General features: G+C 71.9%; 19 protein-coding genes and 1 pseudogene. 7 read left to right on the top strand and 13 right to left on the bottom strand.

Annotation, left to right across the window (positions count from 1 at the left end):
• Nucleotides 1-3: 3 nt before the first annotated feature.
• Both HEP85_RS33960 and HEP85_RS33955 read left to right on the top strand, forming a co-directional pair.
• Nucleotides 4-2,394: an excinuclease ABC subunit UvrA gene (locus HEP85_RS33960; protein ID WP_168531351.1), complete on the top strand. Its 2,391-nt coding sequence runs from the start codon at nt 4-6 to the stop codon at nt 2,392-2,394.
• A 183-nt stretch (nt 2,395-2,577) separates the two neighbouring features.
• The gene (locus tag HEP85_RS33955; protein ID WP_168531350.1) at nt 2,578-4,944 is read left to right on the top strand and encodes a glycoside hydrolase N-terminal domain-containing protein; all 2,367 of its coding nucleotides are present in this window, start codon (nt 2,578-2,580) and stop codon (nt 4,942-4,944) included.
• 143 nt (nt 4,945-5,087) lie between these two features.
• Here HEP85_RS33955 and HEP85_RS33950 read toward each other — a convergent pair whose 3' ends face one another.
• The 5 genes from HEP85_RS33950 to HEP85_RS33930 all read right to left on the bottom strand — a co-directional run bounded on the left by HEP85_RS33950 (nt 5,088) and on the right by HEP85_RS33930 (nt 10,315).
• Nucleotides 5,088-5,921: a lysophospholipid acyltransferase family protein gene (locus tag HEP85_RS33950; RefSeq protein WP_329528038.1), complete on the bottom strand. Its 834-nt coding sequence runs from the start codon at nt 5,919-5,921 to the stop codon at nt 5,088-5,090.
• Nucleotides 5,921-6,691, bottom strand: a complete 771-nt coding sequence (locus tag HEP85_RS33945; RefSeq protein WP_168531348.1) for a GNAT family N-acetyltransferase — start codon at nt 6,689-6,691, stop codon at nt 5,921-5,923. The genes HEP85_RS33950 and HEP85_RS33945 overlap by 1 nt, the downstream gene beginning before the upstream one ends.
• Nucleotides 6,692-6,936: 245 nt before the next feature.
• Complete coding sequence (locus tag HEP85_RS33940) at nt 6,937-7,686, bottom strand: succinate dehydrogenase/fumarate reductase iron-sulfur subunit (RefSeq protein ID WP_168531347.1); 750 nt, start codon at nt 7,684-7,686, stop codon at nt 6,937-6,939.
• Nucleotides 7,683-9,641, bottom strand: coding sequence for a fumarate reductase/succinate dehydrogenase flavoprotein subunit (locus HEP85_RS33935; protein ID WP_168531346.1), 1,959 nt, complete (start codon nt 9,639-9,641; stop codon nt 7,683-7,685). Before HEP85_RS33935 ends, HEP85_RS33940 begins: the two co-directional genes overlap by 4 nt.
• A gap of 2 nt (nt 9,642-9,643) precedes the next feature.
• On the bottom strand, nt 9,644-10,315 hold the full coding sequence (locus HEP85_RS33930) for a succinate dehydrogenase (protein WP_168534315.1): 672 nt from the start codon (nt 10,313-10,315) through the stop codon (nt 9,644-9,646).
• Nucleotides 10,316-10,435: 120 nt separating this feature from the next.
• Here HEP85_RS33930 and HEP85_RS33925 point away from each other — a divergent pair, with 120 nt between their 5' ends.
• On the top strand, nt 10,436-11,317 hold the full coding sequence (locus HEP85_RS33925; protein ID WP_168531345.1) for a LysR family transcriptional regulator: 882 nt from the start codon (nt 10,436-10,438) through the stop codon (nt 11,315-11,317).
• Between the two features lie 230 nt (nt 11,318-11,547).
• Here HEP85_RS33925 and HEP85_RS33920 read toward each other — a convergent pair whose 3' ends face one another.
• The 6 genes from HEP85_RS33920 to HEP85_RS33895 form a co-directional block, all read right to left on the bottom strand.
• The gene (locus HEP85_RS33920) at nt 11,548-12,327 is read right to left on the bottom strand and encodes an oxidoreductase (protein WP_168531344.1); all 780 of its coding nucleotides are present in this window, start codon (nt 12,325-12,327) and stop codon (nt 11,548-11,550) included.
• 111 nt (nt 12,328-12,438) lie between these two features.
• Nucleotides 12,439-13,263, bottom strand: coding sequence for an alpha/beta hydrolase (locus HEP85_RS33915; protein WP_168531343.1), 825 nt, complete (start codon nt 13,261-13,263; stop codon nt 12,439-12,441).
• Between the two features lie 404 nt (nt 13,264-13,667).
• A complete protein-coding gene (locus HEP85_RS33910; protein WP_168531342.1) occupies nt 13,668-16,394 on the bottom strand; it encodes a LuxR family transcriptional regulator in 2,727 nt (908 codons plus the stop codon).
• A gap of 71 nt (nt 16,395-16,465) precedes the next feature.
• Nucleotides 16,466-18,601, bottom strand: a complete 2,136-nt coding sequence (locus HEP85_RS33905) for a bifunctional diguanylate cyclase/phosphodiesterase (RefSeq protein WP_168531341.1) — start codon at nt 18,599-18,601, stop codon at nt 16,466-16,468.
• Complete coding sequence (locus HEP85_RS33900) at nt 18,598-19,410, bottom strand: SAM-dependent methyltransferase (protein ID WP_168531340.1); 813 nt, start codon at nt 19,408-19,410, stop codon at nt 18,598-18,600. Before HEP85_RS33900 ends, HEP85_RS33905 begins: the two co-directional genes overlap by 4 nt.
• Nucleotides 19,411-19,891: 481 nt before the next feature.
• Nucleotides 19,892-20,833, bottom strand: coding sequence for an SCO0930 family lipoprotein (locus HEP85_RS33895; RefSeq protein WP_168531339.1), 942 nt, complete (start codon nt 20,831-20,833; stop codon nt 19,892-19,894).
• A gap of 313 nt (nt 20,834-21,146) precedes the next feature.
• On the opposite strand from HEP85_RS33895, the gene HEP85_RS33890 reads away from it, so the two are divergent.
• From HEP85_RS33890 to HEP85_RS33880, 3 genes are all read left to right on the top strand, one after another.
• Nucleotides 21,147-21,314 carry a hypothetical protein gene (locus HEP85_RS33890; protein ID WP_369657958.1) on the top strand — a complete coding sequence of 56 codons (168 nt, stop codon included), beginning with the start codon at nt 21,147-21,149 and terminating at the stop codon, nt 21,312-21,314.
• 256 nt (nt 21,315-21,570) lie between these two features.
• Nucleotides 21,571-21,699 (top strand): hypothetical protein, encoded by a 129-nt coding sequence (locus HEP85_RS33885; RefSeq protein ID WP_369657957.1) that lies wholly within the window; start codon nt 21,571-21,573, stop codon nt 21,697-21,699.
• A gap of 15 nt (nt 21,700-21,714) precedes the next feature.
• Nucleotides 21,715-22,479 carry a DUF4239 domain-containing protein gene (locus tag HEP85_RS33880; RefSeq protein ID WP_168531337.1) on the top strand — a complete coding sequence of 255 codons (765 nt, stop codon included), beginning with the start codon at nt 21,715-21,717 and terminating at the stop codon, nt 22,477-22,479.
• Nucleotides 22,480-22,631: 152 nt separating this feature from the next.
• Here the strand turns inward: HEP85_RS33880 and HEP85_RS33875 are convergent, their stop codons facing one another.
• Complete coding sequence (locus HEP85_RS33875) at nt 22,632-23,294, bottom strand: hypothetical protein (RefSeq protein WP_168534313.1); 663 nt, start codon at nt 23,292-23,294, stop codon at nt 22,632-22,634.
• A 331-nt stretch (nt 23,295-23,625) separates the two neighbouring features.
• On the opposite strand from HEP85_RS33875, the gene HEP85_RS33870 reads away from it, so the two are divergent.
• Nucleotides 23,626-24,291 (top strand): class F sortase, encoded by a 666-nt coding sequence (locus HEP85_RS33870; protein ID WP_168531336.1) that lies wholly within the window; start codon nt 23,626-23,628, stop codon nt 24,289-24,291.
• Between the two features lie 172 nt (nt 24,292-24,463).
• On the opposite strand, the pseudogene HEP85_RS33865 reads toward HEP85_RS33870, so the two are convergent.
• Nucleotides 24,464-25,320: pseudogene (locus tag HEP85_RS33865) on the bottom strand (polysaccharide deacetylase family protein).
• Between the last annotated feature and the right edge of the window lie 64 nt (nt 25,321-25,384).

Here is a 25,384-nt window from a genome sequence, read left to right as displayed (position 1 = left end):
TCGATGTCCGATCCGCACGGCCCCCACGATCCGTACGTCCGTGTGCGCAACGCCCGTGAGCACAACCTGCGCGGTGTGGACGTCGACATTCCGCGGGACGTCCTCGCCGTCTTCACCGGCGTCTCGGGTTCCGGCAAGTCCTCGCTGGCGTTCGGGACGATCTACGCGGAGGCCCAGCGGCGCTACTTCGAGTCGGTCGCGCCGTACGCGCGGCGGCTGATCCACCAGGTCGGGGCGCCGAAGGTCGGGGACATCACCGGGCTGCCCCCCGCGGTCTCGCTCCAGCAGCGCCGTTCGGCGCCCACCTCGCGCTCGTCCGTCGGCACGGTCACCCACCTCTCCAACTCCCTGCGGATGCTGTTCTCCCGCGCCGGGGACTATCCGGCCGGCGCCGAACGCCTCGACTCGGACGCCTTCTCGCCGAACACGGCGGCCGGAGCCTGCCCGGAGTGCCACGGGCTCGGCCGGGTCCACGGCACGAGCGAGGAGTCGCTGGTACCGGATCCCACGCTGTCGATCCGCGAGGGCGCGATCGCCGCGTGGCCCGGCGCCTGGCAGGGCAAGAACCTGCGCGACGTACTCGACGCACTGGGTCACGACGTGGACCGTCCGTGGCGCGAGCTGCCCGCCGGCGAGCGGGAATGGATCCTGTTCACGGACGAGCAGCCGGTCGTCACCGTGCATCCGGTGCGGGATGCCGAGCGCATCCAACGCCCCTATCAGGGCACGTACATGAGTGCCCGGCGCTATGTCATGAAGACCTTCTCCGACTCGAAGAGCGCGACGCTGCGGGCCAGGGCCGAGCGGTTCCTCAGCAGCGCCCCGTGCCCGGTGTGCGGTGGCGGCCGGCTGCGCCCCGAGGCGCTCGCGGTGACCTTCGCCGGGCGGACGATCGCCGAGCTGGCCGCGCTGCCGCTGACCGAGCTGGCGGGAACGCTGCGCCCGGAGGGGGAGACGGCCCGGGTGCTCACCGACGACCTCAGGTCGCGCATCGCCCCCGTCGCCGAACTCGGTCTCGGATATCTCAGCCTCGACCGCGCCACCCCCACCCTCTCCGCGGGAGAACTGCAACGGCTGCGGCTGGCCACGCAGTTGCGGTCCGGCCTGTTCGGTGTCGTCTACGTCCTCGACGAGCCGTCCGCCGGTCTGCACCCGGCCGACACGGAGGCCCTGCTCACGGTCCTGGAGCGGCTGAAGTCGGCGGGCAACTCGGTGTTCGTGGTGGAGCACCACCTCGACGTCGTGCGCGCCGCGGACTGGCTCGTCGACGTCGGTCCGCGGGCCGGTGAGCACGGCGGCCGGGTGCTGCACAGCGGTCCGGTGGCGGAGCTCGCCGGGGTCGAGGAGTCGGCCACGGCCCGCTTCCTGTTCGGCCACTCGCCCGCGCCGGAGCGTGAAGTCCGCACCCCGCACGGCCAGTTGAAGGTGGGGCCGGTGCACCGGCACAACCTGCGGGGGGTGACCGCCGAGATCCCGCTCGGTGTGTTCACCGCCGTCACGGGCGTGTCCGGTTCCGGCAAGTCCACGCTCATCGGCGAGGTGACGGAGGAGCTGGAGGGGGTCGGACGGCTCGTCTCGGTCGACCAGCGGCCCATCGGGCGCACCCCGCGCTCCAATCTGGCCACGTACACGGGCCTCTTCGACGTCGTACGCAAGGTGTTCGCCGGGACCGAGGCGGCGCGCGAGCGGAACTACGGGGTCGGGCGCTTCTCCTTCAACGTCACCGGCGGTCGTTGTGAGACCTGCCAGGGCGAGGGGTTCGTGAGTGTCGAACTGCTCTTCCTGCCGAGCACGTACGCGCCGTGCCCGGACTGCGGCGGGGCGCGCTACAACCCCGAGACGCTCGAAGTGACCCACCGCGGACGGAACATCGCGCAGGTGCTGGACATGACGGTGGAGACCGCGACGGAGTTCTTCGACGGCACCCCGGCCGTGGTCCGCAGCCTCACCACGCTCCTCGACGTGGGGCTCGGCTATCTGCGGCTCGGCCAGCCCGCCACGGAGCTGTCCGGCGGCGAGGCCCAGCGCATCAAACTGGCCGGCGAGTTGCAGCGGGTCCGCCGGGGGCACACGCTCTACGTCCTCGACGAACCGACGGCCGGGCTGCATCCGGCCGATGTCGAGGTGCTGATGCGCCAGTTGCACGAACTGGTCGACGCGGGGCACACCGTCGTGGTCGTCGAGCACACCATGGCGGTGGTCGCGGGCGCGGACTGGGTGATCGACCTGGGGCCGGGCGGCGGGGAGGCCGGCGGCCGGATCGTGGCGGTGGGGCCGCCCGCCGAGGTCGCGAGGGCGGCGGGGAGCACGACGGCTCCCTATCTCGCCCGCGCGCTCGCCGCCCCGTCCGGGCGCGGAGGACACCACCTGGGCCGCCCCGGTCAGAGTCAGTAGGGCTTCGACCGACCGCTTTCATCGGATGAGTGGTCGCGCTTTACGCGGATAAGCCCCCCTTTCTGACCCGAGTCCTCGCTGATAGATAGGAGCAATGGCACACGCACCCGTTGACGCGGCAAAGTCGTGGCTCATATTTTATGAATTAATCTTGCGCGCCTCCCGCTGAAGGGACCCTGTGCCGTGCCTTCTTCCTCCCGTCGTGACTTCCTTCGCCTCACCGGGGCCGCCGGTGGCGGTCTCGCGGTCTTCGGCGGCCTGCCGCCGTTCGCCGCGCACGCCGCTCCCGAGCGCCCGGACCGGGTGACGCTCGTTCCGGAAGCCGAGGCGACCACCCTCTGGTATCGCACACCCGCCGCCGAGTCACGCATCATCCAGGAGGCCCTGCCCCTGGGCAACGGCCGGCTGGGCGCCCTGATCGGCTGTGACCCGGCGGACGACTTCCTCTACCTCACCGACGGCTCGTTCTGGACCGGCGGACGCAACGACACTCCCACCGAAGACGGCCAACTCCCCTATGGACCGGACGACTTCGGCAGCTTCGGCCTGCTGGCCAAGCTTCGCGTCACGCTGCCGGACTACACGGCCGGGACGATCAGCGACTACAGACGCAGCCTCGACCTGAGCAACGGTGTCGTGTCCGCGACCTACCGGCACCAGGGCGTCCCCTTCCGCCGGGAGGCCTACGCCAGCCATCCGGACGATGTCGTCGTCATCAGACTCACCGGAGGCGGCACCCACACCGGCACCGTCTCCCTGGAAGGCACCCACGACGAGTCCACCTCGTACGGCGACCGCCGACTCTCGTTCGCCGGCACCCTCAAGAACGGCCTGCGGTACGCGGCTTCGGTGAGCGCGGTCAGCACCACGGGCACGATCCGCGCGGACGGCGACAAGCTGTCCTTCTCCGGGTGCCGTGAGCTTCTGATCGTCGTGTGCGCGGGCACCGACTACTCACCCGACGCCGGCAAGGACTTCCGCGAGCCGGCCACCGACCCGCTCGCCGTGGCCCGCGCCAAGGTCTCCGCCGCGGCGAAGGTCCCCGGCACCACCCTGCTCGCCACGCACGTGGCCGACTACCGGCGCCTCTACGACCGCTTCTCCCTCGACCTGGGCACATCCTCCGTGGTGCAACGGTCGTTGGACTCCTGGTCACGCATCGCCGTCAGACACACCGACGCCTCCACCCCGGACCCGGAACTGGAGGCGACCTACGTCCAGTACGGCCGCTACCTGACCATCACCGGTTCCAGGGACTGGCTGCCCATGAACCTCCAGGGTCTGTGGATCCACAACAACAACCCGGACTGGTACGCCGATTACCACACGGACATCAACATCCAGATGAACTACTGGCTGGCCGACCCGGCCGGGCTGGGCGAGAACGCCCAGGCCCTCGCCCGGTACTGCCGGTCCCAACTGCCCGTCTGGACGGACGTCACCCACCGGCTCTACAACAACCCCGACAACCGATTCCGCAACAGCACCGGGAAGATCGCGGGCTGGGCCATCGCCTTCTCGACCAACGTCCACGGCGGCAGCGGCTGGGCCTGGCATCCCTCCGGCAACGCCTGGCTCTGCAACTCGCTGTGGCGCCACTACGAGTACACCCAGGACCGCGCGTACCTGGAGACCATCTACCCCGTGCTCAAGGGAGCCGCGGAGTTCTGGAAGTCACGGCTCCTCACGACCACGGTCACCGACCCGGACGGTTCCTCGCGCGAGGTCCTCGTCGACGACACCGCCTGGTCGCCGGAGCACGGACCGGACGGCAAGGGCAACACGTACGCGCAGGAACTGGCGTGGGAACTCTTCGGCGAGTTCACGACCGCGGCCCGCGTCCTGGACCGCGACGGGCAGCTCGCCTCAGAACTCGACGGGATGCGGGCCAAGCTCTACCTCCCCCGGGTCAGCCCGAAGAGCGGCTGGCTCGAGGAGTGGATGAGCCCGGACAACCTCGGTGAGACCACACACCGCCATCTGTCGCCCCTCATCGGGTTCTACCCCGGCGACCGGATCTCCGCCGACACCAGCCCTCCCGAACTCATCGACGGCGTACGCAAGCTGCTCACCGCGCGCGGCATGGACAGCTTCGGCTGGGCCTGCGCCTGGCGGTCGCTGTGCTGGTCGCGGCTGAAGGACGCCGAAAAGGCGTACCAGCTCTATCTCACCGTCCTGCGGCCGTCGATGAACAACGGCAACGGCACCTCGGCCAACTGGTTCGACATGTACAGCCAGGGCAGCTACACGATCTTCCAGATCGACGCGAACCTCGGTGGCCCCACCGCGGCCCTGGAAATGATCCTCTACTCACGGCCGGGAGTCGTCGAACTGCTGCCGGCGTTGCCGCAGGCCTGGTCGAAGAAGGGTTCCGTCAGCGGAATCGGCGCCCGGGGCGGCTTCGAGGTGGACTTCTCCTGGCGGAACGGCAAGGCGACCACGGCCACGATCCGCAGCGTCGGCGGCACACGCACCGAACTGCGCGCCGGCGGGTTCCGTCGGCAGATCGCCCTCGAACCCGGGAAGTCCGTGACCGTACACATCCCCTGACCCATCCCGTGAACAACCGGGGCACCGAGCGCGAGGGTCCCCGGTCGTCAGGGTTGCGCCCGGCGCGGTGGCGGCGGCCGTCCGGCGAGGCCGTACGCTCCCGGGTGCCTGTCGGAGCGTACGCCCTGGTCCGTGACGGTTCGTCAGAGGTGGAGGAGGGTCGGCGCGAGGGCCTCCCGGGGACCCGGGTCTCCCTGCGCCGCGCGGGCCAGGTCACGTCGGTCGGCATGACTGCCCGGCGTGAGCGCGGGCCGCACCTCGACGTCGGCGACGAGCCCGCGCGCCGAGACCACCCGCCACAGCGAGGCGAGCAGGGAGTCGTCCCCGACGAAGGCGGGCGCGGTGCTCGCCGTCCCCCGGGCGAACCGGTAGTGCAGACGCACCGGCTGGACCGGCACCCCGGCGTCCAGCGCGGCCTGGAAGACGGCCCGCCGGAAGTGCCCCTGTGCCCGGCCGCACCAGGTGCTGCCCTCGGGGAAGGCCACGACGGCGGCACCGTCGCGCAGCAGCCCGGCGATGTGCGCGACCGTGCCCGGCAGGGCGCGCAGCCGGTCGCGTTCGATGAACAGGACCCCACCGCGCGCGGCCAGGGGACCCGCGACCGGCCACTGCCGGATCTCGGACTTGGCGAGCATCCTGGCCGGCCGGACGGCGGCGAGCAGGGGGATGTCCAGCCACGAGATGTGGTTGGCGACCATCAGCAGACCGCCGCTGGGTGCGGCGGCGCCGGTGATCCGGACCCGGACGCCCGCCGCCCTGGCGACCCCGCGGGCCCAGGTCCGCACCACGCGGGACGGGATCCGTCCGCCGACCGGGCAGAACGCGACGCCGACGACGAGCAGGGCGACGACCGCGGTGAGCCGCAGCACGGCCCGTGGTACGGCCGCGACGGATCCCGTGCGTTCCACGCAGGTCCCCGGGGTGCAGGGCGCACTGGGCAGCCAGACGCTCCGTACCCCGGCGTCGGTGAGCGTCATCAGGCCGGTACGAGCGAGAGGAAGTGCCGCAGATAGCGCGGGTCGACCCGCCGCATCGACAGCAGCACGTACAGGTCGGCGACCCGGAAGTCCGGGTCGTGCGCGGGTTCGGCGCAGACCCAGGCGCCGAGCCGGAGATAGCCCCGCAGCAGCGGGGGCAGCTCGGTGCGCGACGGGCGGGCGACGCCCTCGGCGGACCAGGGCAGCCGGGGCCGTACCCGGTATTCCTCGGGTGCGAGGTACTTGGCCCGCGCCCGGTCCCAGGTGCCCGCCGCGAGCGCGCCGCCGTCGGCGAGCGGGATCGAGCAGCAGCCCGCTAGCCACTCGTGGCCGCCGTCGACCATGTACCGGGCGATGCCGGCCCAGATGAGGCCGATGACCGCGCCGTCGCGGTGGTCCGGGTGCACACAGGAGCGGCCGACCTCGACGAGTCCGGGGCGGATCGCGTCGAGCGGGCCGAGGTCGAACTCGCTCTCCGAGTAGAGGCGGCCGGCGACGGCGGCCCGGTCCGGCGGCAGCAGCCGGTAGGTGCCGACGACCTGGTCCGTCTGCGTGTCGCGGACCAGCAGGTGGTCGCAGTAGGCGTCGAAGGAGTCGATGTCGAGGCCCGGCTGCGGAGTGGTCAGCAGGGCGCCCATCTCGCCCGCGAAGACGTCGTGGCGCAGCCGCTGGGCGGCCCGGACGTCCTCCTCGGAGCGAGCGAGGGAGACGGTGTAGCGGGTGGGGGCCAGCGGCTGCGGGGGGCTGTCGAGGGTGGAAACGCCGGTCATGGCACTCTCCTGGTCACGGGCCGGTTCGGCGGTGCGGCGGCGGGCCGTTTCGGTGCGGTCCGCGCGCTCCTGTTCTTCCGATACCGGTTGGCGTGCGCGTGACCTGTGCCAGGAGCCGGGATGTGGGGATGTTGAATGCCAGGGGCTGCCCCCGGGTGCGAGACGGGGCCGGGGATGAGCACCACTCCCGGCCCCGCCCGTCCGCACCGTTACGGCGAACGCTCTGTGAACAAGTGGCCTCGGTGTCAGCGCCGTCCGGTCTTGCGGGTGGCCCGCAGCCACTCCTTGTTCATGCTGGTGATGGAGACCAGCGGGATGCCCTTCGGGCAGGCGGTGGCGCACTCCCCGGCGAGGGTGCAACCGCCGAACCCCTCCTCGTCCATCTGCGCCACCATGTCGAGCACCCGTGTCTCGCGTTCGGGGGCGCCCTGCGGCAGGACGTTCAGGTGGTTGATCTTCGCGGAGGTGAACAGCATCGCCGCACCGTTCGGGCAGGCCGCCACACACGCCCCGCAGCCGATGCACTCGGCGTGCTCGAAGGCGAAGTCGGCGTCCGGTTTCGGTACGGGTGTGGCGTGGGCCTCGGGCGCGGCGCCGGTGGGGGCGGTGACGTAGCCGCCGGCCTGGATGATCCGGTCGAAGGCGGACCGGTCGACCACGAGGTCCTTCACGACGGGGAAGGCGGCGGCGCGCCAGGGCTCGACGTCGATCGTGTCGCCGTCCCGGAAGGAGCGCATGTGCAGTTGGCAGGACGTGGTGCGCTCGGGTCCGTGCGCGTCACCGTTGATGACGAGCGAGCACGCGCCGCAGATGCCCTCGCGGCAGTCGTGGTCGAAGGCGACGGGGTCCTCGCCCTTGAGGATGAGCTCCTCGTTGAGGGTGTCGAGCATCTCCAGGAAGGACATGTCGGCCGAGATGTCGTCCACCTCGTACGTGGACATCGCTCCGTCGGCGTCGGCGTTCTGCTGGCGCCAGACGCGCAGGGTGAGCTTCATGCGTAGCTCCGCTGGGTGGGGTGGACGTACTCGAAGACGAGGTCTTCCTTGTGCAGGACGGGTGCGGCACCGGTGTCGGTGAACTCCCAGGCGGCCGCGTACGAGAACTCCTCGTCCCGCCGCTCCGCCTCGCCGTCCGGGGTCTGGGACTCCTCACGGAAGTGGCCGCCGCAGGACTCCGCCCGGTGCAGTGCGTCGAGGCACATGAGCTCGGCGAGCTCCAGGTAGTCGACGATGCGATTGGCCTTCTCCAGCGACTGGTTGAACTCCTCGCCCGTGCCGGGAACCTTGATGCGGCGCCAGAACTCCTCGCGGATCTGCGGGATGCGTTCCAGGGCCTTGCGCAGTCCCGTCTCGGTGCGGGCCATGCCGCAGAACTCCCACATGAGTTCGCCGAGTTCGCGGTGGAAGGAGTCGGGGGTGCGGTCGCCGTCGACGGCGAGGAGCAGCCGGAGCCGGTCCTCGGTCTCCGCCAGCACCTCCTGCACGGCGGGGTGTTCGTCGGTGACCTCCTCGTGGTGCGGGTTGCGGGCGAGGTAGTCGTTGATCGTGGACGGCAGGACGAAGTAGCCGTCGGCGAGGCCCTGCATCAGCGCCGAGGCGCCGAGGCGATTGGCTCCGTGGTCGGAGAAGTTGGCCTCACCGATCGCGAACAGGCCGGGGACGGTGGTCTGGAGGTCGTAGTCGACCCAGAGTCCGCCCATCGTGTAGTGCACGGCCGGGTAGATCCGCATCGGGACGGTGTAGGGGTCCTCGGCGGTGATCCGGGCGTACATGTCGAAGAGGTTGCCGTACTTCTCCTCGACCTTCGCCTTGCCCATGCGCCGGATGGCGTCGGCGAAGTCCAGGTAGACGCCCTGGCCGCCGGGGCCCACTCCCCTGCCCTCGTCGCAGACGTTCTTCGCGGCGCGGGAGGCGATGTCGCGGGGCACCAGGTTGCCGAAGGAGGGATAGATGCGCTCCAGGTAGTAGTCGCGCTCGTCCTCGGGGATCCCGTTCGGCGGGCGGGTGTCTCCGGCGGCCTTCGGGACCCAGATGCGGCCGTCGTTGCGGAGCGACTCGCTCATCAGTGTCAGCTTGGACTGGTGGTCGCCGGTGCGCGGGATGCAGGTGGGGTGGATCTGGGTGAAGCAGGGGTTGGCGAAGTAGGCGCCGCGCCGGTGGGCCCGCCAGATCGCGGTGGCGTTGGAGTTCATGGCGTTCGTCGAGAGGTAGAAGACGTTGCCGTATCCGCCGCTGGCCAGGACCACCGCGTCCGCGTAGTACGTGTCGACGCGGCCCGTGACCAGGTCGCGGGCCACGATGCCGCGTGCCCTGCCGTCGACCATGATCAGGTCGAGCATCTCGGTGCGCGGGTGCATCTCGACGGTGCCCGCGGCGATCTGGCGGGACAGTGCCTGGTACGCGCCGAGCAGCAGTTGCTGGCCGGTCTGGCCGCGGGCGTAGAAGGTGCGGGAGACCTGGACGCCGCCGAAGGAGCGGGTGTCGAGGAGGCCGCCGTACTCACGGGCGAAGGGCACGCCCTGGGCGACGCACTGGTCGATGATCTCGACGGAGATCTGCGCGAGCCGGTGGACGTTGGACTCCCGGGCCCTGAAGTCCCCGCCCTTGACGGTGTCGTAGAACAGCCGGTGGACGGAGTCGCCGTCGTTGCGGTAGTTCTTGGCCGCGTTGATGCCGCCCTGGGCGGCGATCGAGTGGGCCCGGCGGGGTGAGTCCTGGTAGCAGAACTGGACGACGTGGTAGCCCTGTTCGGCGAGCGTGGCGCCGGCGGCGCCGCCCGCGAGGCCGGTGCCGACGACGATCACCCGGTGCTTGCGGCGGTTGGCGGGGTTGACCAGCCTGGCCTCGAAGCGGCGGGTGTCCCAGCGCTCGTTGACCGGACCTTGCGGGGCTTTGCCGTCGGCGACCGGCTCACCGGTCGTGTAGTCGGCGTATGCGGACGATGGGGTCATGTTCAGCTCACCACTCCGGTCATCACGGCCACGGGTACGGCGATGAAGCCCGCGGTCAGCACCATCGCGAGGACGTTGGCGATGGTCTTGAGGGCGCGGTCGCGGGTGCGGCTGCCGGCGCCCAGGGTCTGTGCCGCGCTCCAGAAGCCGTGCCGGATGTGCAGGCCGAGCGCGAGCATGGCGACGATGTAGATCACGTCGCCGTACCAGGTCGAGAAGGTGTCGACGACGTTCTGGTAGGGGTGTCCGGGCTGGAAGCCGCCGGAGTGCACGGTGCCGGTCGTCAGGTCGAGGAGGTGCCAGACGATGAAGAGGCCGAGGATGATCCCGCCCCAGCGCATGGTGCGCGTGGCATAGCTCGACCGGGGCTTGCTGTGGACGTACCGGCTGGGGCGTGCCCTGATGTCGCGGCGGCTCAGCTGGTAGGCGGCGGTGGCGTGCGCGACGACGGCGACGACCAGGACCACGCGGATGATCCACAGGGCCCACTCGTAGTGCAGGAAGGGCTCGCCGATGGTGCGCAGCCAGTGCGCGTAGTGGTTGAAGTCGCCCGACCCGAAGAAGATCTTCAGGTTGCCGAGCATGTGGACGACCAGGTAGAGCAGCATGATCAGGCCGCTCACCGCCATCACGGACTTCTTCCCGAGAGAGCTGTCCCACACGGTGCGGGTCAAGGACGGTCGTCGGTCCGTCCGCGTTGCCAGTGCCATGACTGAGCACGCTAGGCGGCGGAGTGCCGATCGGTCCAAGACATGGTGTCGCTCGTTTCGATAGGGGTGGCCTATCGTGGTGGGGTGCAGTTCCAGCAGCTCCAGTACTTCGTGGCGGTCGCCGAGACCCGGCACTTCACCCGGGCCGCCGAGCTGGTCCATGTGGCCCAGCCGTCCCTCTCCCAGCAGATCAGGTCGCTGGAGCGGGAGTTGGGGGCGGATCTCTTCCTGCGGGCGCGCGGCAACATCACGCTGACCGACGCGGGCGAGGCGCTGCTGCCGCTGGCCCGCCGCATCCTCGCCGACGCGGACACGGCCCGGCACGAGGTGCAGGAGCTGGCCCAGCTGCGCAGCGGCCGGGTCCGTCTCGGCGCCACCCCGAGCGTGTGCACCGGGCTGCTGCCCGACGTGCTGCGCGCCTTCCACGACCGCTATCCCGGCATCCGGCTGCTGATCGAGGAGGGTGGCTCCCACGACCTCGTCCGGGAGCTGGCCCGCGGCGCCCTCGACCTCGCCCTGGTCGTGCTCCCGCTGCCGACTCCGTCCCCCGCGCTGACCACGGTGGAACTGCTGCGCGAGGATCTGGTGGTGGTGTCCTCGCCGGAGTCGCCCGCGCCCGGCGGGGGCCGTACGGTCCGGATCCCCGACCTGGAGGGCGCCCGCATGGTCATGTTCCGGCACGGCTACGACCTGCGGGAACTGACGGTGGCCGCCTGCCGCGCCGAGGGCTTCGAGCCGGACTTCGCGGTGGAGGGCGGCGAGATGGACGCCGTACTGGGTTTCGTCCGCTCGGGTCTCGGCCTGGCCGTCGTCCCGCGCATGGTCGCGACGCGGTCCGGGCGGGGCCTGCGGGTCACCCCGCTGGCCCCGCCCGGACTGCACCGGACGATCGCGCTCGCGCACCGCAGCGACGTGGCGCCGCCGCGGGCCGCCAGGGAACTGCAGCGGATGCTGCTGGAGCGCTGAGTCCGACGGGGGCGGCGGGTACGTCGCCGTGGTGGCCGGGGCCGGCGCCTGGTGGCCGGGGCCGCCGCCTGATGGCCGGGGCCGCCGCCTGATGGCCGGGGCCGCGCGTCGCGGTGGCCGGAGCTGTGTGCCTGCCGTCGGAAGCGGTCGCCTCCACCGTCACGGCCGCGCGCCCTGACCGCCCGGTCAGGGCGCCGTGGGCCGTGCGGGGTGGAGACAGGGGCGCAGGGTCAGCGCGTGGGGATGAAGCCGCCGTCGATCACGAAGTCGCTGCCCGTGACGTTGGGGGCGCGGTCACCGGCGAGGAAAAGCACCACTTCGGCGACCTCGGACGACCGGGAGAAGCGGCCGGTGACGGTGGCACCGGACACCTGGGCGATCACGTCGTCCGGCGTGATCCCGGCGGCGGCCGAGACGGTCTCGGCCACCCCCCCGCCGCCGAGCCACAGCTCGGTCTCCACCGGACCCGGGCTGACGGTGTTGACCCGGATGCCCTTCGGGCCGACCTCCTTCGACAGCGCCTTGGAGAAGGCGACCAGCGCCGCCTTGCCCGCGCTGTAGTCGATCACCAACGGGTCGGGCAGGGTGGCGTTGACCGACGCGACCGTCACCACGGAGCCGTGGCCGGCGGCCAGCATCACCGGCAGGGCGGCCCGGGTCACCCGTACGGCGGTCAGCAGGTTCAGGTCGACGGTGCGCTGCCAGTCCTCATCGGTGACCGAGAGGAAGCCGCCGGTGCGGGCCGGGGCGGCACCGACGTTGTTGACGAGGATGTCCACGCGCTCACCGGCCGCCGCGACCAGCTGTTCCGCGGCCCCGGGTTCGGCGAGGTCGACGGGCACCCAGGTGACCGAGCCCTCCTTGACCAGCGTGTCCAGCGCCTCCGTCGTGGTGCGCGACCCGGCGACGACCCTCGCGCCCGCCCCGGCCAGCGCTTGGACGACGGCCAGTCCGATGCCCTTGCTGGCACCGGTGACGATGGCGGTCCGGCCCTGAAGTTCCGTGCTCATCCTCTTCAACTCCTGTGCTGTGGCGCCCGGTTCAAGGGGCTTCCGATGTGCTGTGGGTATGTGGGTGGGCGGTTCTCGTGCCGGGACGGCTTGTGGGCCGCCCCGGGGTGGTCAGAGGTGGAAGGTGTCCCGGCCCGGGATCCCCCGGCAGGCCAGCCACCGCAGGGCGTGGTCGGCCACCGCGCGCCAGCCGTGGTCGACGACCAGGGAGTGGCCGCGGTCGGGGAACTGCTTGAGCTCGGTGACCGCCGACGAGTCGCCGTACAGCTTGTACGCCGAGCGGGTCACCACGTCCGGGACGGTGTGGTCGGCCTGGCCGGAGATCAGCAGCAGCGGTCCGCGGTCCGCGTTGCCGGTGGCCACCGCCGCCGGGGAGCGTCGCGCGAAGTTGGCGAACGCCGCCTGGAACAGCGGTCGTCCCGGCGAGGGGATGGTGAGGCGCTCGTACAGGTCGTCGGACTCGCTCCGCTCCAGCGCGTTGCCGAAGCCGTAGCGGAACTGCCCGGCGGTCAGGGAGACCGCGCGGCGCCGGTTGGCGGGGTTGCCCAGGACGGGGAAGCCCGCGCGCAGCTGCGCCGGGGGCAGCGCCTTGACGCCCCTGATCTGGGCTGGATCGATGGCGATCGCGGCCCGGCCCAGACCCGCGCCGAGCAGCTTCTGCGCGATCAGGCCCCCGAAGGAGTGCCCGACGAGCACCGGCGGACGGTCCAGGGCGCGGATGATTCCGGCGTAGTGCTCGGTGACCTCGTCGATGCCGAGTCCCGCGACGGCCTCGGGGTGACGCCGGGCCTCGGCGACCGTGGCGGCCTCACCGGGCCAGCCGGGGGCCAGCGGCGCGTATCCGTGCTCCTCGGCCAGGTCGGCCCAGGGCTGCCACGAGGTGGCGTGCAGCCAGAGGCCGTGGATGAGAACGACGGGGGTGCGCGAGTCGGGCATGGCCTTCTCCTGGACTCCTCGGGGCCGCCTCCGGGGGCGGCGCGACGGGTCCAGACTCCCCCGGCGGTCAGGGGCGCCGCATCGGTCGAATGACTGTGGTGACCGACTGACACCTGCGGTCACCCACCGACGAGCACGGTGACCGACGCACGTCCTGACCGGCCGACGAACACGGTGGCCGACGCACGTCCTGACCGGCCGACGAACATGGTGGCCGACCGATGTCGTGACCGGTCGACGAGTACCGAGGCCGGCCGACACCGTGACCGGCCGACGAACACGATGGCCGACCGGCACCACGACCGGCCGACGAGCACCGCGGCCGACCGACACCATGGCCGGCCGACGAACACCGTGGCCGGCAGGCGGTGGTGTCGGCCGGGAGCGGGTGTCCCGGCCGGGACTCATCCGGCCTCTGCGGAGTTCCCCGCCAGGGCATCCCGCAGCGAGGCCCGGGAGGAGATGCCGAGCTTGGGGAACACCCGGTAGAGGTGCGCTCCGACCGTGCGCGGCGAGAGGAAGAGCCGGGCGCCGATCTCCTTGTTGCTCAGTCCGCTCGCGGCGAGTTCGGCGATCTGCCGCTCCTGCGCGGTGAGCGCCGTGGCCGCGCCGTGCGCGCTCCGGCCCGTGGCGGCTCCGGCGGCGCGCAGTTCGGCCCGGGTCCGCCGGGCCCAGGGCGCCGCGCCGAGCCGGTCGAAGATCTCGGCCGCCTGTTCGAAACAGGTGCGGGCTGCCGCCCGCTCCCGGGCCCGGCGCAGCCACATGCCCTGGGCGAGCCGTACCCTGGCCAGCTCGAAGGGGAACTCCGCCCCGGCGGGGTGGGCCACCGCCCGCTCGAACGCCTCCCGTGCCCGCGTGTCGTCCTCGGTCATCGCCAGGGCGGCGGCGGTGAGGAAGGCGAGGCGCGGCGAGATCGCGGGCAGGCCCTGGTCGCGGGCGGCCACGGCGTGCGCGCGGGCCTGCGCGGTGCGGCCGGTGTGCACGGCCGACTCCACCAGGTCCAGCAGGGTGCGCAGGGCCTGCTGCGAGTAGGGCGTGAACGTGCCGGGCGCGGTGAGGCCGCCCGCATAGGCGTACGCCCCTTCGAAGTCGCCCGCGGTGAGGTGCGCGGCCGCGCCGATGGCCTCGGCGAGCTGGGTGAGGTAGCCGACACCGCGCGGCCGGGCCCACCGGTCGAGGCGGTTCAGCGCCGCCGTGGCACCCTCGGTGTCGCCCCGCCAGGCGGCGATCAGCCCGAGGAAGCCGTGGTACTGGTGCGCGAACAGGGCGTAGCCATGGGTGGCAGTGAGATCCAGGCCGCGCTTGCCGGTGCGCTCGGCGGCGTCCCATTCGCCGCTGTTGATCTGGTCGAGCATGACCAGCTGGAGCAGGGTCATCGCGTTGGTGACCGCCCCGCTGTCCGCCTCCCGGTCGGCGACCCGGCGCACCAGCGGACGCTGGTCGCCGAGCGCGTCGAGGTAGTACGCCGCGACCCCGAGCCGCATGACGTCCCACGGCTGTTCCTCGCCGAGCCGGGCGAACGCGTCCTGGACCCGTTCGCGCGCGCCCGCCCCGCGCCGGGCGAGATCACCGAACGCGTCACGGTAGAGCGAGGTGAGCGACGCGGCCGGGCCCGCGTCCACCAGGGCGTCGGTGACCGTCCAGAGGGTCGGATCGGCGGCGAACAGGCTGATGGCGAGCAGCAGGTTGAGCAGCCGGGTCCGGATCTCCGGGTCGCCGTCCGAGGGCAGTGACCCTAGCGCGGCGGCGACCCGGCGGTGCGCGGACCGGACGTCGCCGTCCCGGTAGAGCGCCGCGTACGCCGAGGTGATCACGGCGGTGGGCGACTGGTGGGCGCCGGCCAGCCGGTCGGAGACCTCCCGCAGTTCCTGTGCCTGGTCGAGGAGCGCGGACTGCGCCGCCACGAAGGCCGCGTCGCCGAGGCGGCGGGAGCGCGGTGCGGAGCCGGGGCTCAGTTCGGCGGCACGGGTCAGCAGCGCGACGGCGGACGCCGCCCCGCCCCGTGCCGTGGCGGAACGGGCGGCCCGCTCCAGGACGGCGGCGACGGCCTCGTCGGGGTCGACGGTGGCGGCCGCGAGATGGGCGGCGTGGCGTTCGACGTCCGCGTGGTGCAGCCGGGCCAGCTCCGCGTGGGCGGCACGCCGCTCGTTCGGGGTGGCGGACTGCAACAGCGCTGAGCGGACCAGCGGGTGCCGGAACACCGGGTCGCCGGTGGCGGCGTCCACGGTGAGCAGTCCGGCGGCCAGCGCGCCCTCGACCTCGCTGAGCCGGTAGCGGGTCCGGTCGGCCGGTGCCGGCGCCGCGCCGGTGCCGTCGAGGGCGCCTCGCAGGAGCTCGGTGCGCTCGGCGGCGGGGAGCGTCCTGATCCGGTCCCCGTAGAGCTGTTCGAGGCGCCGGGACAGGGGCAGCTCACGGGGCCCGGTGCCGTGGGCGGTGCCCTCGCGCAGGGCGCGCGGCAGCTCCAGCAGGGCGAGCGGGTTGCCCCGGGCCTGTTCGAGGACCTGGCGGCGGGCGCCCTCGGCGAGATCCGGGGCGTGCGAGTCGAGCAGCAGGGCGGCCGCGCGGGCGTCGAGGGCCGGGACCGCCAGTTCGGGAAGGCCTGCCGCGTCCCACGCCGAGGCGACGTCCGCCCGTACCCCGATGGCCATCCGAACCGCGTGCGCGGACAGCCGGCGGGCGATGAACCGGCCCACCTCGGCACTCTGCGGGTCGAACCAGTGGGCGTCGTCGACGACCACCAGCAGCGGCCTGTCGCCGGACACCAGCGCCAGCAGGTCGAGTACGGCGACGCCCAGCGCCATCACCGAGGGCGCCTCGCCCGTCGTACGCCCGAAGACGGTGTCGAAGGCCGCGCGGGTGACCCGGTCGAGGCCGGCGGCCTTCGGGAGCAGTGGATGCAGGATCTGGTGCAGCCCCGCGAACGGCAGTTCCGACTCCGCCTCCACGCCGGCCGCGCGGACGACCCGATGTCCGAGGGCGAGGGACCGTGCCGCGGCCGCGTCCAGCAGGACGCTCTTGCCGACGCCCGCCTCGCCCCGCAGCAGCAGGGCCCGCCCGTCGGGCGACGCGGCCAGCCCGGACAGCTCGGCGAGCTCCGTCTCCCGGCCGACGATCGGCTGCTCGTCCGCCATGCCCTACCTCCCGCTCGTGCCCCGGGCCGCTCGGTGGCCTCCTGCCCAGGAGACCACCCCCGTGCGAGGCCTCAGCCGGCGGCGTCGACGAGGGCCAGCTCGTGCAGGCGCTCCGGCGGCCCCGGCCGTGCGTAGTACCAGCCCTGGGCGGTGTCACAGCCCAGTATCCGCAGCTGTTCGGCCTGTGCGCCCGTTTCGACGCCCTCGACCGTGACCGCGAGGTCGAGGCTGTGGGCGAGCGAGACGATGCCCTCGACGATCTTGAGGTCGACCGGATCCGCCGGGAACTGCTGCATGCCCTGGGTGAACGAACGGTCCAGCTTGAGGATGCTCACGGGCAGCCGGCGCAGGTTGGCGAGGTTCGAGTAGCCGGTGCCGAAGTCGTCGAGGGCGATGTCCACGCCCATCTCGGCGAGCCGGCGCAGCGGCTTGAGGAGGTCGTCGTCGGCGCCGATCAGCGCGGACTCGGTGACCTCCAGGCACAGCGCGCCGGCGTCGAGCCCCTCGCGCTCCAGGATGTCCACGGTGTCCTGGACCAGACCCGGATGGGTCAGCTGGCACGGCGACAGGTTGACGTTGATCCGCAACGGGGCGGGCCCGGCATGCCGTTCCTGCCACTGGCGGGCCTGCCGGACCGACTGTTCCAGGACCCACCGGCCGAGCGGCACGATCAGCCCGGTGTGCTCGGCGAGCGGGATGAACTGGTCGGGTCCGAGCACGCCGTGCTGCGGATGCAGCCAGCGCACCAGCGCCTCCGCGCCGTGCACGCTGCCGTCGCCGAGGTGCACCAGCGGCTGGTACTCGATGAAGAACTCGCCCCGGTCGAGGGCCGCCGGAAGCGCCGTGGTGAGACCGTGCCGGGTGATCGCGCGGGCGTCGGCCTCGGGGTCGGCGAGCTCGAAGCGGTTGCCGCCCGCGGACTTGGCGCGGTACATCGTGATGTCGGCGCTGCGCAGCACCTCAGCCGGGCCGCGTTCGCCCGCGGGTCCCTCGACGATGCCGATGCTCCCGCGCACGGCCAACTCGCGGCCGTCGATGCTGATCGGGGTGACCAGGGCGTTCATGATGCGCCCGGCGAGTTCGTCGACCTCGCGCTCGGTGTCGGGGCCGGTGGTGAGGGCCACGAACTCGTCGCCGCCGAGCCGTGCGACCATCTCGCCCGGTGCGGTCGCGCAGGACTGCAGCCGGTCGGCGACCTCCACGAGCAGCCGGTCCCCGGCCGCGTGACCGAGGCTGTCGTTGATGGTCTTGAAGCCGTCGAGGTCGAGGTAGCACAGGCCGAACCGCTGGTCGTCGCCCGCGGACAGCGCCTTCTCCAGGCGCTCGAAGAACAGGGTCCGGTTGGGCAGTCCGGTGAGCGCGTCGTGCGTGGCCTCGTAGCGCAGCCGCAGGTTGAGCAGCCGGCGCTCGGTGGTGTCCTCCATGAGGGCGAGCTGGTACTGCGGTTCGCCGTCCGCGTCGCGCAGCAGGGACACCGTCAAGTTGGTCCACAGGGCCGTACCGTCGGGCCGGTAGAAGGCCTTTTCGACGTGGTAGTGCTCGCGCTCGCCGTTGACCAACTCCTCGTAGAGTTTCCAGACTTGGGGCGCGTCGTCGGGGTGCGTCCACTCGGGGACCCGACGGCCGCGCATCGTCTGCTCGGAGCCGCCGAACATCCGCAGGAGGGCTCCGTTGGCCTGGAGGATGTTGCCTTCGAGGTCGGCGATGGCGATCCCTATGGCCGCGCCCTCGAACACCGCGCGGAAGCGGGCCTCACTGGCGTGCAGTGCCTCCGCCACCGTGCTGCGCGCGTTCAACGCGGCCTGGTAGATGGCCTCTTGCTCGCTGAGCGTCCGCTCCCGCAGCGCCCGCGCGAATCCGGCGGCCATGGCGTGCTGCAGGCGCGCCGAGCGGGTACGCAGGGCCTCCTGGGGTCCGTCCTCGCCGCAGTAGAGCACCAGGTAGGCGTCCACGCAGTCGAGGGTGCGGCTCAGCGCCTCCGGATCGGTGCAGTGCGCGGAGACGATCGCGGCGCCGACCGCCTGTCCCTCGGTCGCCTGGAAGGTCCTTGCTCGCAGTGCCTCGCTCAACCGCCGCGCCAGCGGTACGAGTTGCTGCTCGAACTCGGGCCGGGTCAGCGAGGTCGAGGTGACCGGGAAGACCGCCCGGCTCCAGATCGTCGCGAACCGGCGGAGTCTGTCCTCCGGCCCGTCCGGCTCCGCGGTCACGCCGTGCGCCCCACGCCCGCGAACCCGGAGAAGGAATAGGGATCCTCGTCCTCGGGCGCGGTGTCGGGCCGCCAGATCGGCATCGGCACCAGTCCGGGTTCCACCATGTCGTACCCCTCGAAGAACCGCGCGATCTCCTCGCGCGAGCGCATGATCAGCGGGTTGCGAATGTCCTTGTACACGTCGACCGCACCCTCGGTCCGCTCGGGCGGGAGCGGAATTCCCTCGTAGGAGGCGTGCGTGACGACGAGCAGGCTGCCGGGCGCGAGCGCGTCGCGCAGTTCGGCCACCGCAGCGTACGGGTCGTCCGCGTCCTCCACGAAGTGAAGTATGGCAACCAGCAGCAGGGCGACCGGCCGGTTCAGGTCGATCAGCCGCTGCACCTCGGCGCTCGCCAGGATCTCCTGGGGCTTGAGCAGATCGGCCGCGACCACGTCCGTGTCGTCGACGTCCCGCAGGACGGCCTGGCTGTGCGCGACGGCGACCGGGTCGTGGTCGACGTACACGACGTGGGCTCCGGGGCGGGCCGCCCGCGCGACCTCGTGGACGTTGCCGAAGGTCGGGATGCCGGAGCCGATGTCGAGGAACTGCGAGATGCCCTCGTCCGCCGCGAAGCGCACGGCGCGACGCATGAACGCCCTGTTCGCCTGCATGATCTTGGGCAGTCCGGGCAGGAACTCCATCGCCTTGCGAGCGGCTTCCCGGTCGACCTCGAAGTTGTGCGAACCGCCGAGGTAGTAGTCATAGATGCGGGACACGCTCGGCACCGAGATGTCAATGCTGCGTGGGGCCCAGGCGGGACGCTCCATCTATCTCTCCAAGGCGTAGTCGACGGCGTAGGCGATCCGGTGTTCGAGCTGAGGCTACTGATCGTCCGCCAAACCGGCGAGTCAAAACGGAAATTGACCGTCCGTTCACCGGCACTGCCTTCGGCATGTGCCGAATCGGCCGCCGCGCGGGGCCTTCGGACACGCCGTCGAGTGTCACCGCGAAATCGATGCGAAGCATTCCAAAAAGTTCTCGGGAGTCACGAAGCGTCGTCATGCCGTCCGGGGTGGCCGGTATCCCGGGTGTGGAAAATTCTCCGGCTCCGCACTCCGGGGGCCGGTGCCGCGGCCGGTGCGGGCGCACACGCCGAACGGTCCGCCCCCTCCGTGCGGTGCGGAGGGGGCGGACCGGGGTCGCGCGCGTTGTTCTGTTCGTCCGGCACTCTTGCCAGTTCTGATCCACTCTCCCTTCCGCGTTCCGTTGCTCTGCGGACGAGACGACCAACCCTGGGGAGGTGATCCTCTACTTCGCCGCGCCGACCGGCTTTCCGTCGGGGGCGACGGCGTACCACGTGCCGCCCACGCCCTGACCGTTGGTGTCCCCGGCCTTCGTGTCACCGGAGAAGGTGTAGATGGGCCAGCAGTTGACGGTCATCTGCTTGGCTCCGTCCGGGCGGGTGAAGCCCATCAGGCCCTTCTTCTGGACGCCCTTGGTGTCGGCGGCCTTGACCGGCGCGACGACGGGCCACTTCTCCAGGCAGGCGCCGACACAGGCGGACTTCGAGACCGGCCAGGCCTGGTCCTTCATGAAGCGGTAGACCGTCATGCCGTTCTTGTCGACGACGATCTCACCGAGCTTGGGGTCCTTGCGGGTCGACAGGCCCGGCAGGGCGGCCAGCGTGGCCTTCTTGCCGTCGGGGGCGGAGGCGTACCAAATGCCGCCGACGCCCTGGCCGTTGGTGTCGCCGGCCTTCGTGTCCTTGGCGTAGCGGTACATCGGCCAGCCGCCGATGGTCAGCTGCTTGGAGCCGTCCGTGCGGGTGACCTCGCCGAGCAGGGCCTTGTCCACTCCGGTGGCGGCCGTGGCACCGTCCGCGGGAACGGCGGGCCAGGCCTTCGCGCAGTCGCCGTCACAGTTCGACTTCGGCGGCTCGGCGGTGTCCTTCTCGAAGCGGTACAGGGTGAATCCGGCGCTGTCGGTCAGCACCTTGCCGAGCGTCGTGCTCTCGGCGACGGCGAGCTGCCCGGCGGACTCGGCCTGGGCCGCCGCACCCTGCTGGTCAGCGCCGTAGCCGTTCGGGGTCGCGGTGCTGCTGACCTGTCCGTATCCGTTGGCAGCCGCGGCGGCGCCCACGTTCTGGCTGCCCGTCGACTGGGTGCCCGAATCCTGACCGCACGCCGTCGTGAGCGCCAGCACGGCCGCAGCTGTCGCTACGAGGGAGGCGCTCCGCCAGGAGGTCTTCATTGGGTAACTCCCACTGTTCGCATAAGGGTTGCAGCGCCCTGCAGCGCCGCGCATGGCCCTAGGTACGGGCGGGGGTGGTCGTTGTGTTCAACCGGCCCACAAAAAACTTTCGGAACGCTGTGACGCCGTCCGCCACCGGAACCTCGGACAGATGTCCGCCACGCATCCGTTCCCTTCTTCTCGCACATCTGCGCCTGGCCGGCCGCCGTCTCCCGCACGACCGTCAAACCGCCCCGGTCCACAAGTCCTCCGTTCGGGGCAATACCCCGCCACTCGGGCGTGCGCGGGGACGGCACGCCTCATGATCTCGGTCGTGCATGCACCACAGCGGACCCCGTCCGCCCTCGTCATACGGGTACTGGCGTTGCTGACGCTGACCTGGATCCTCGGCGGTGCGCCGGTCTCGTCCGCGGTCGCGGACGCCTGCGCCTACGCCTCCGTCGGCCCGGACGGCATCGACGCGGTGGCGGTCGCCGCATGACGGTCTCTGCACCGTCAGCCCGGCACCGCCCGCTCCCACGCCGACGCCCACCCCGAAGCCCCCGCCACCTCCGCCACCCCCACCGCCACCGCCACCGCCACCGCCCAAGCCGACGCCACCACCCCCGCCTCCGGCCCCGCGGCCCGTCGCCGTGGCACCGCCGCCGAGGCCCACGCCTCCACCACCTCCGCCGCCCGCTCCGACACCCACGCCCAGGCCGACGCACAAGGCCCGTCCCCAGCCGTCGCCCACCCCGGTGAGCTACCCGGTGTACCGCGCACCGGCGCACAAGCACGTGGTCCGCCGCGGACCGTCCCTGGTCTCGCTCACCCTGCTCGTCACCGTGCCCGCGGTGCTCGCCGTCGCGGCGCTGCGTCCGCGCTGACCCTTGGAGGCAACTTTGTCGGATTGGCTTGTTCTCGTCCTTGCGATGGCGGCCGCGTGCCTCGTGGTCCTCGTCGTGGCGCTGCTGCGCAATCGGCGGGCCCCCGAGGACGAGGATCCGTCCGAGACCCCGGACGTGATCGAGTACATGACCATGATGATCGGCGTGGTCTATGCCATCGTCCTGGGGCTGGCCATCGCCGGCGTCTGGGAGGCCCGCAGCGCCGCCCAGGACCATGTACAGACCGAGGCCCAGGCCCTGCACGAGATCTCGGAGCGGGTCAGGGTCTACCCGGCGGACGTACGGGACCGCATCCGCGGCGACGTGAAGGCGTACGTCGGTCATGTCGTCACCACCGAGTGGAAGACCATGGCGGACCACGGTCGCGTGACCGCCGAGGGCGGGCGGCTCTTCGACCGCATCCGCGCGGACGTCACCGACTACCAGCCGAAGACGGACTTCGAGGCCCAGGCCTACCAGCCGCTCGTCGACCAGGTGACCGCGGCCGACACCGCACGCAACTCACGCGCGGAGTCGACCGGAGCGACCATGCCGGGCGTGGTGTGGTTCGGGCTGATCACCGGCGCCGTCGTCACGATCGGGATGGTCTTCGCGCTGCAGATCCGGCGCACCAGGCGGGAACTGATCCTGGCCGGGCTCTTCTCGGCTCTGATCGCCTTCCTGCTCTTCCTGATCTGGGACTTCGACGCGCCCTACAGCCGGGGCATCGCGGCCTCGGCGGAGCCGTTCCTGACGCTGTTCCCCCACCTTCCGGGGTGACGGGACCGCACGAGAGACCCCGGTAGCGACCGTGCGGCCGGGGGACGGGCGACACGCCGTGTCCGTCCCCCGGCCGCGCGCGCGAGGTCCCCCGCGCGGCCCGCGAGGTCTCCCCGCCGCGTCACCGCGATCGGGGCTCCGCGGCGTCCCTTTCAGATCCGCCGATCGGACCTTCGGCGCAGCCACAGGACCGCGCCGCCCAGGACGGCGGCGGCCACCAGTCCGCTGCCGATCGCGATGTCGGTGGGCGTCGCTCCGGTGACGGTGCCGCCGCCGAGACCACCGCGGACACCGCCGATGACGGTGAAGGCGGCCGGCCTGGTCAGGGTCCGGTCGTCGCCGCAGCGGGCCGTGATGTCGTAGGACCCCGGCCGCACGCCCCGGTCGACGAAGACCCGCGCGGTGGCCGTGCCGCCGTCCGCGCGTCGCAGCCGGGTGGTACGGAAGGCCCGCGACGAGACCGTACTGCCGTACCCCCGGCAGGAGTCGCCGTCGACCGCGACGGTCAGCGGGCCGCCCTGGACGACGACACCGGGCCTGGCCCTGATGTTCCTCGGACCGTCGTCCCGCCGGCTCCCGGCGCTCCCCCGGCCCCAGCCGTCCTCCGGGCTCTCGTCGTCCCAGCGCCCGTCGTCGCCGGAGCGTCCGTAGTCGCCCGGGTCCGCGTCGTCGTACGCTCGCCCGCTGTCGTCCAGGCGTTCACCGGCTCCCCTTTCGCCGTAGCCCGGTTCGCTCCAGGCCATGGCCGTGGGGGCGGCGAACCCCAGCGCGGCGACCGCGGCGGCCGAGACCGCCAGGGCACGGATGGTACGCATGTGATCCTCCGTGGAAGACGCCCCGGGACCCGTCCCCGGTCGATCGGCGAGCAGCGCCTCCCAGTCAGACCCTCAGTTGTGTCGCGCGGGGCCGCATTTCGAGAATGGTCCGTCCCGGTGAGAAGACACGCCGAATGACTTACACATAATCAGATATTGCCGCAGGTCACGAACTGCCAGAAATATCCTGCACTCGGCAACTCGGATGGCGCACCGCCATGGTGCTTCCCCGTCCGTCCGCCCATGCCCCGTAGGCCGCCGGGCATGCTCCACTTAGCTTTCTCGTATGCGCGACGGACGCGGTGACGGCCGTGTCGAGAGGGGATGGCGAATGTCTTCGTCCGCATGGCCGGAAGAGGAGGAGCGGCAGAGGAAGCGGGTCCCCTGGGGCGTGATGGCGCTTGTTCTGCTGACCGGACTCGCACTCATCCGCAACGGTTCCGGTGAGTTCGACGTGGGCCCGCCGCAGCCCGCGGCGGCCGCAGCGGCAGCTGACGGCCGGACCCCCGCGGGCGTCCTCGCGAAGACGCCCGCCCCCTTGCCGTACTCCGTGGTGGACCGGGTACGGATCCCGGCGATCCGGGTCGACGCACCGGTCGTGCCGGTCGGTCTCGAAACGGACGGCTGGGTCGGCGCGCCGCCCCCCGACGACCCGAATCTCGCGGGGTGGTTCACCGGCGCGGTGTCGCCCGGCGAGAAGGGCACCTCCGTCGTCGTGGGCCATGTGGACAACGCGCGGGGCCCCGCCGTCTTCTACGGACTCGGGGCCCTCAAGAAGGGAAACCGCGTCGAGGTCCTGCGCAAGGACGGGAAGACCGCGGTATTCCAGATCTACGACATCCAGGTGTTCCAGAAGAGCGCCTTTCCCGGTGACCGCGTGTACGGCGGCAAGGGCACCCCGGAATTGCGCGTCATCACCTGCGGAGGAGGTTTCTCCGAGGAGCACGGTTACGACGGCAACGTCGTCGTGTTCGCCCGTCTCGCGGACGTCCGCTGAGCGTGTCGCGCGGAATCCTCCGGGGCTTTCCGGCGCGGCGCGGGGCCGTTCGGCCCTCCTAGGGTTCGCGGATCGGCCGGGGTTCACGGGCCGGCCGGGGTTCATTCACCGGCCGGCCGCCGACGGCGGACCGCACACGACACACGGCAACCGCCGGACGGCCCCCGCGGTCTCAGGCGTAGCGCCGTCGCGGCACAGTGAGGTGGTAGCCGCTGTCCAGCAGTTGGGGCAGGTAGTCGCGCAGCGCCCGTACGGACTGGGAGCGGTCGCCGCCCGCGTCGTGGGAGAGCACGATGACGCCCGGGGCGGCGCCGTGCTCCACCCGGTGGACGATGGCGCCGGTGCCGGGGGTGGTCCAGTCTCGGGAGTCGACCGTCCACGCCACCGGTTCCATGCCCAGGTCGGCGCCGATCTGGAAGGTCGCACGGTTCCAGGCACCGTAGGGCGCGCGGAACCACAGGGGCCGCTCACCGTAGGCGTCCTCGATGACGTCGCAGGTGCGCTCGATCTCGGAGCGGATCTGCGGGCGCCGGAGCTGGGTCAGCAAGGGGTGCGTCCAGGTGTGGTTGCCGACGATGTGCCCGTCGTCGGCCATCTCGGCCAGCAGGTCCTTGTTGGCCGCGGCCATCCCCCCGCAGACGAAGAACATCGCCCGCACGTCGTACTTGCGCAGGGTCTTCAGGATGGTCGGGGTGTAGCGCGGATCGGGGCCGTCGTCGAAGGTCAGCACCATGGTGCGGCCACGCCCGGACACGTGCAGGAGCGGCTCGCGCCGGACGGGGGGACGCAGGGGTCTGCTGCTCGGCGGGCCGTCTTCGGTCATGGGCAGCAGGCGGAAGGCGGACGGTTTGAGGGCCGGACGGTTCTGCGGGCCGGCGGCCGGGGGGCGCACCGGGCTCCCGGCCGGTTCGGCGCTGAGGGTGCGGGGCGTGCCCGTCGCCCCCGCCGCCCCCGCCGCCCCCAGGACGGTGGCGCTTAAGCGATCAATGCCCGGCGTCGCGTGAGCAACTGGTCCTTTCCATGACCCATCAGTCGCCCAACGGACGGGCGACGCGGCTGAGAAACACCGGTGCGGCCCCGGGAAAGCACCCGA

Origin of the sequence: Streptomyces sp. RPA4-2 (assembly GCF_012273515.2) — a bacterium.
Taxonomy (GTDB): Bacteria; Actinomycetota; Actinomycetes; order Streptomycetales; family Streptomycetaceae; genus Streptomyces; species Streptomyces kaempferi.
This window is presented reverse-complemented; position numbering and strand designations above follow the sequence as displayed.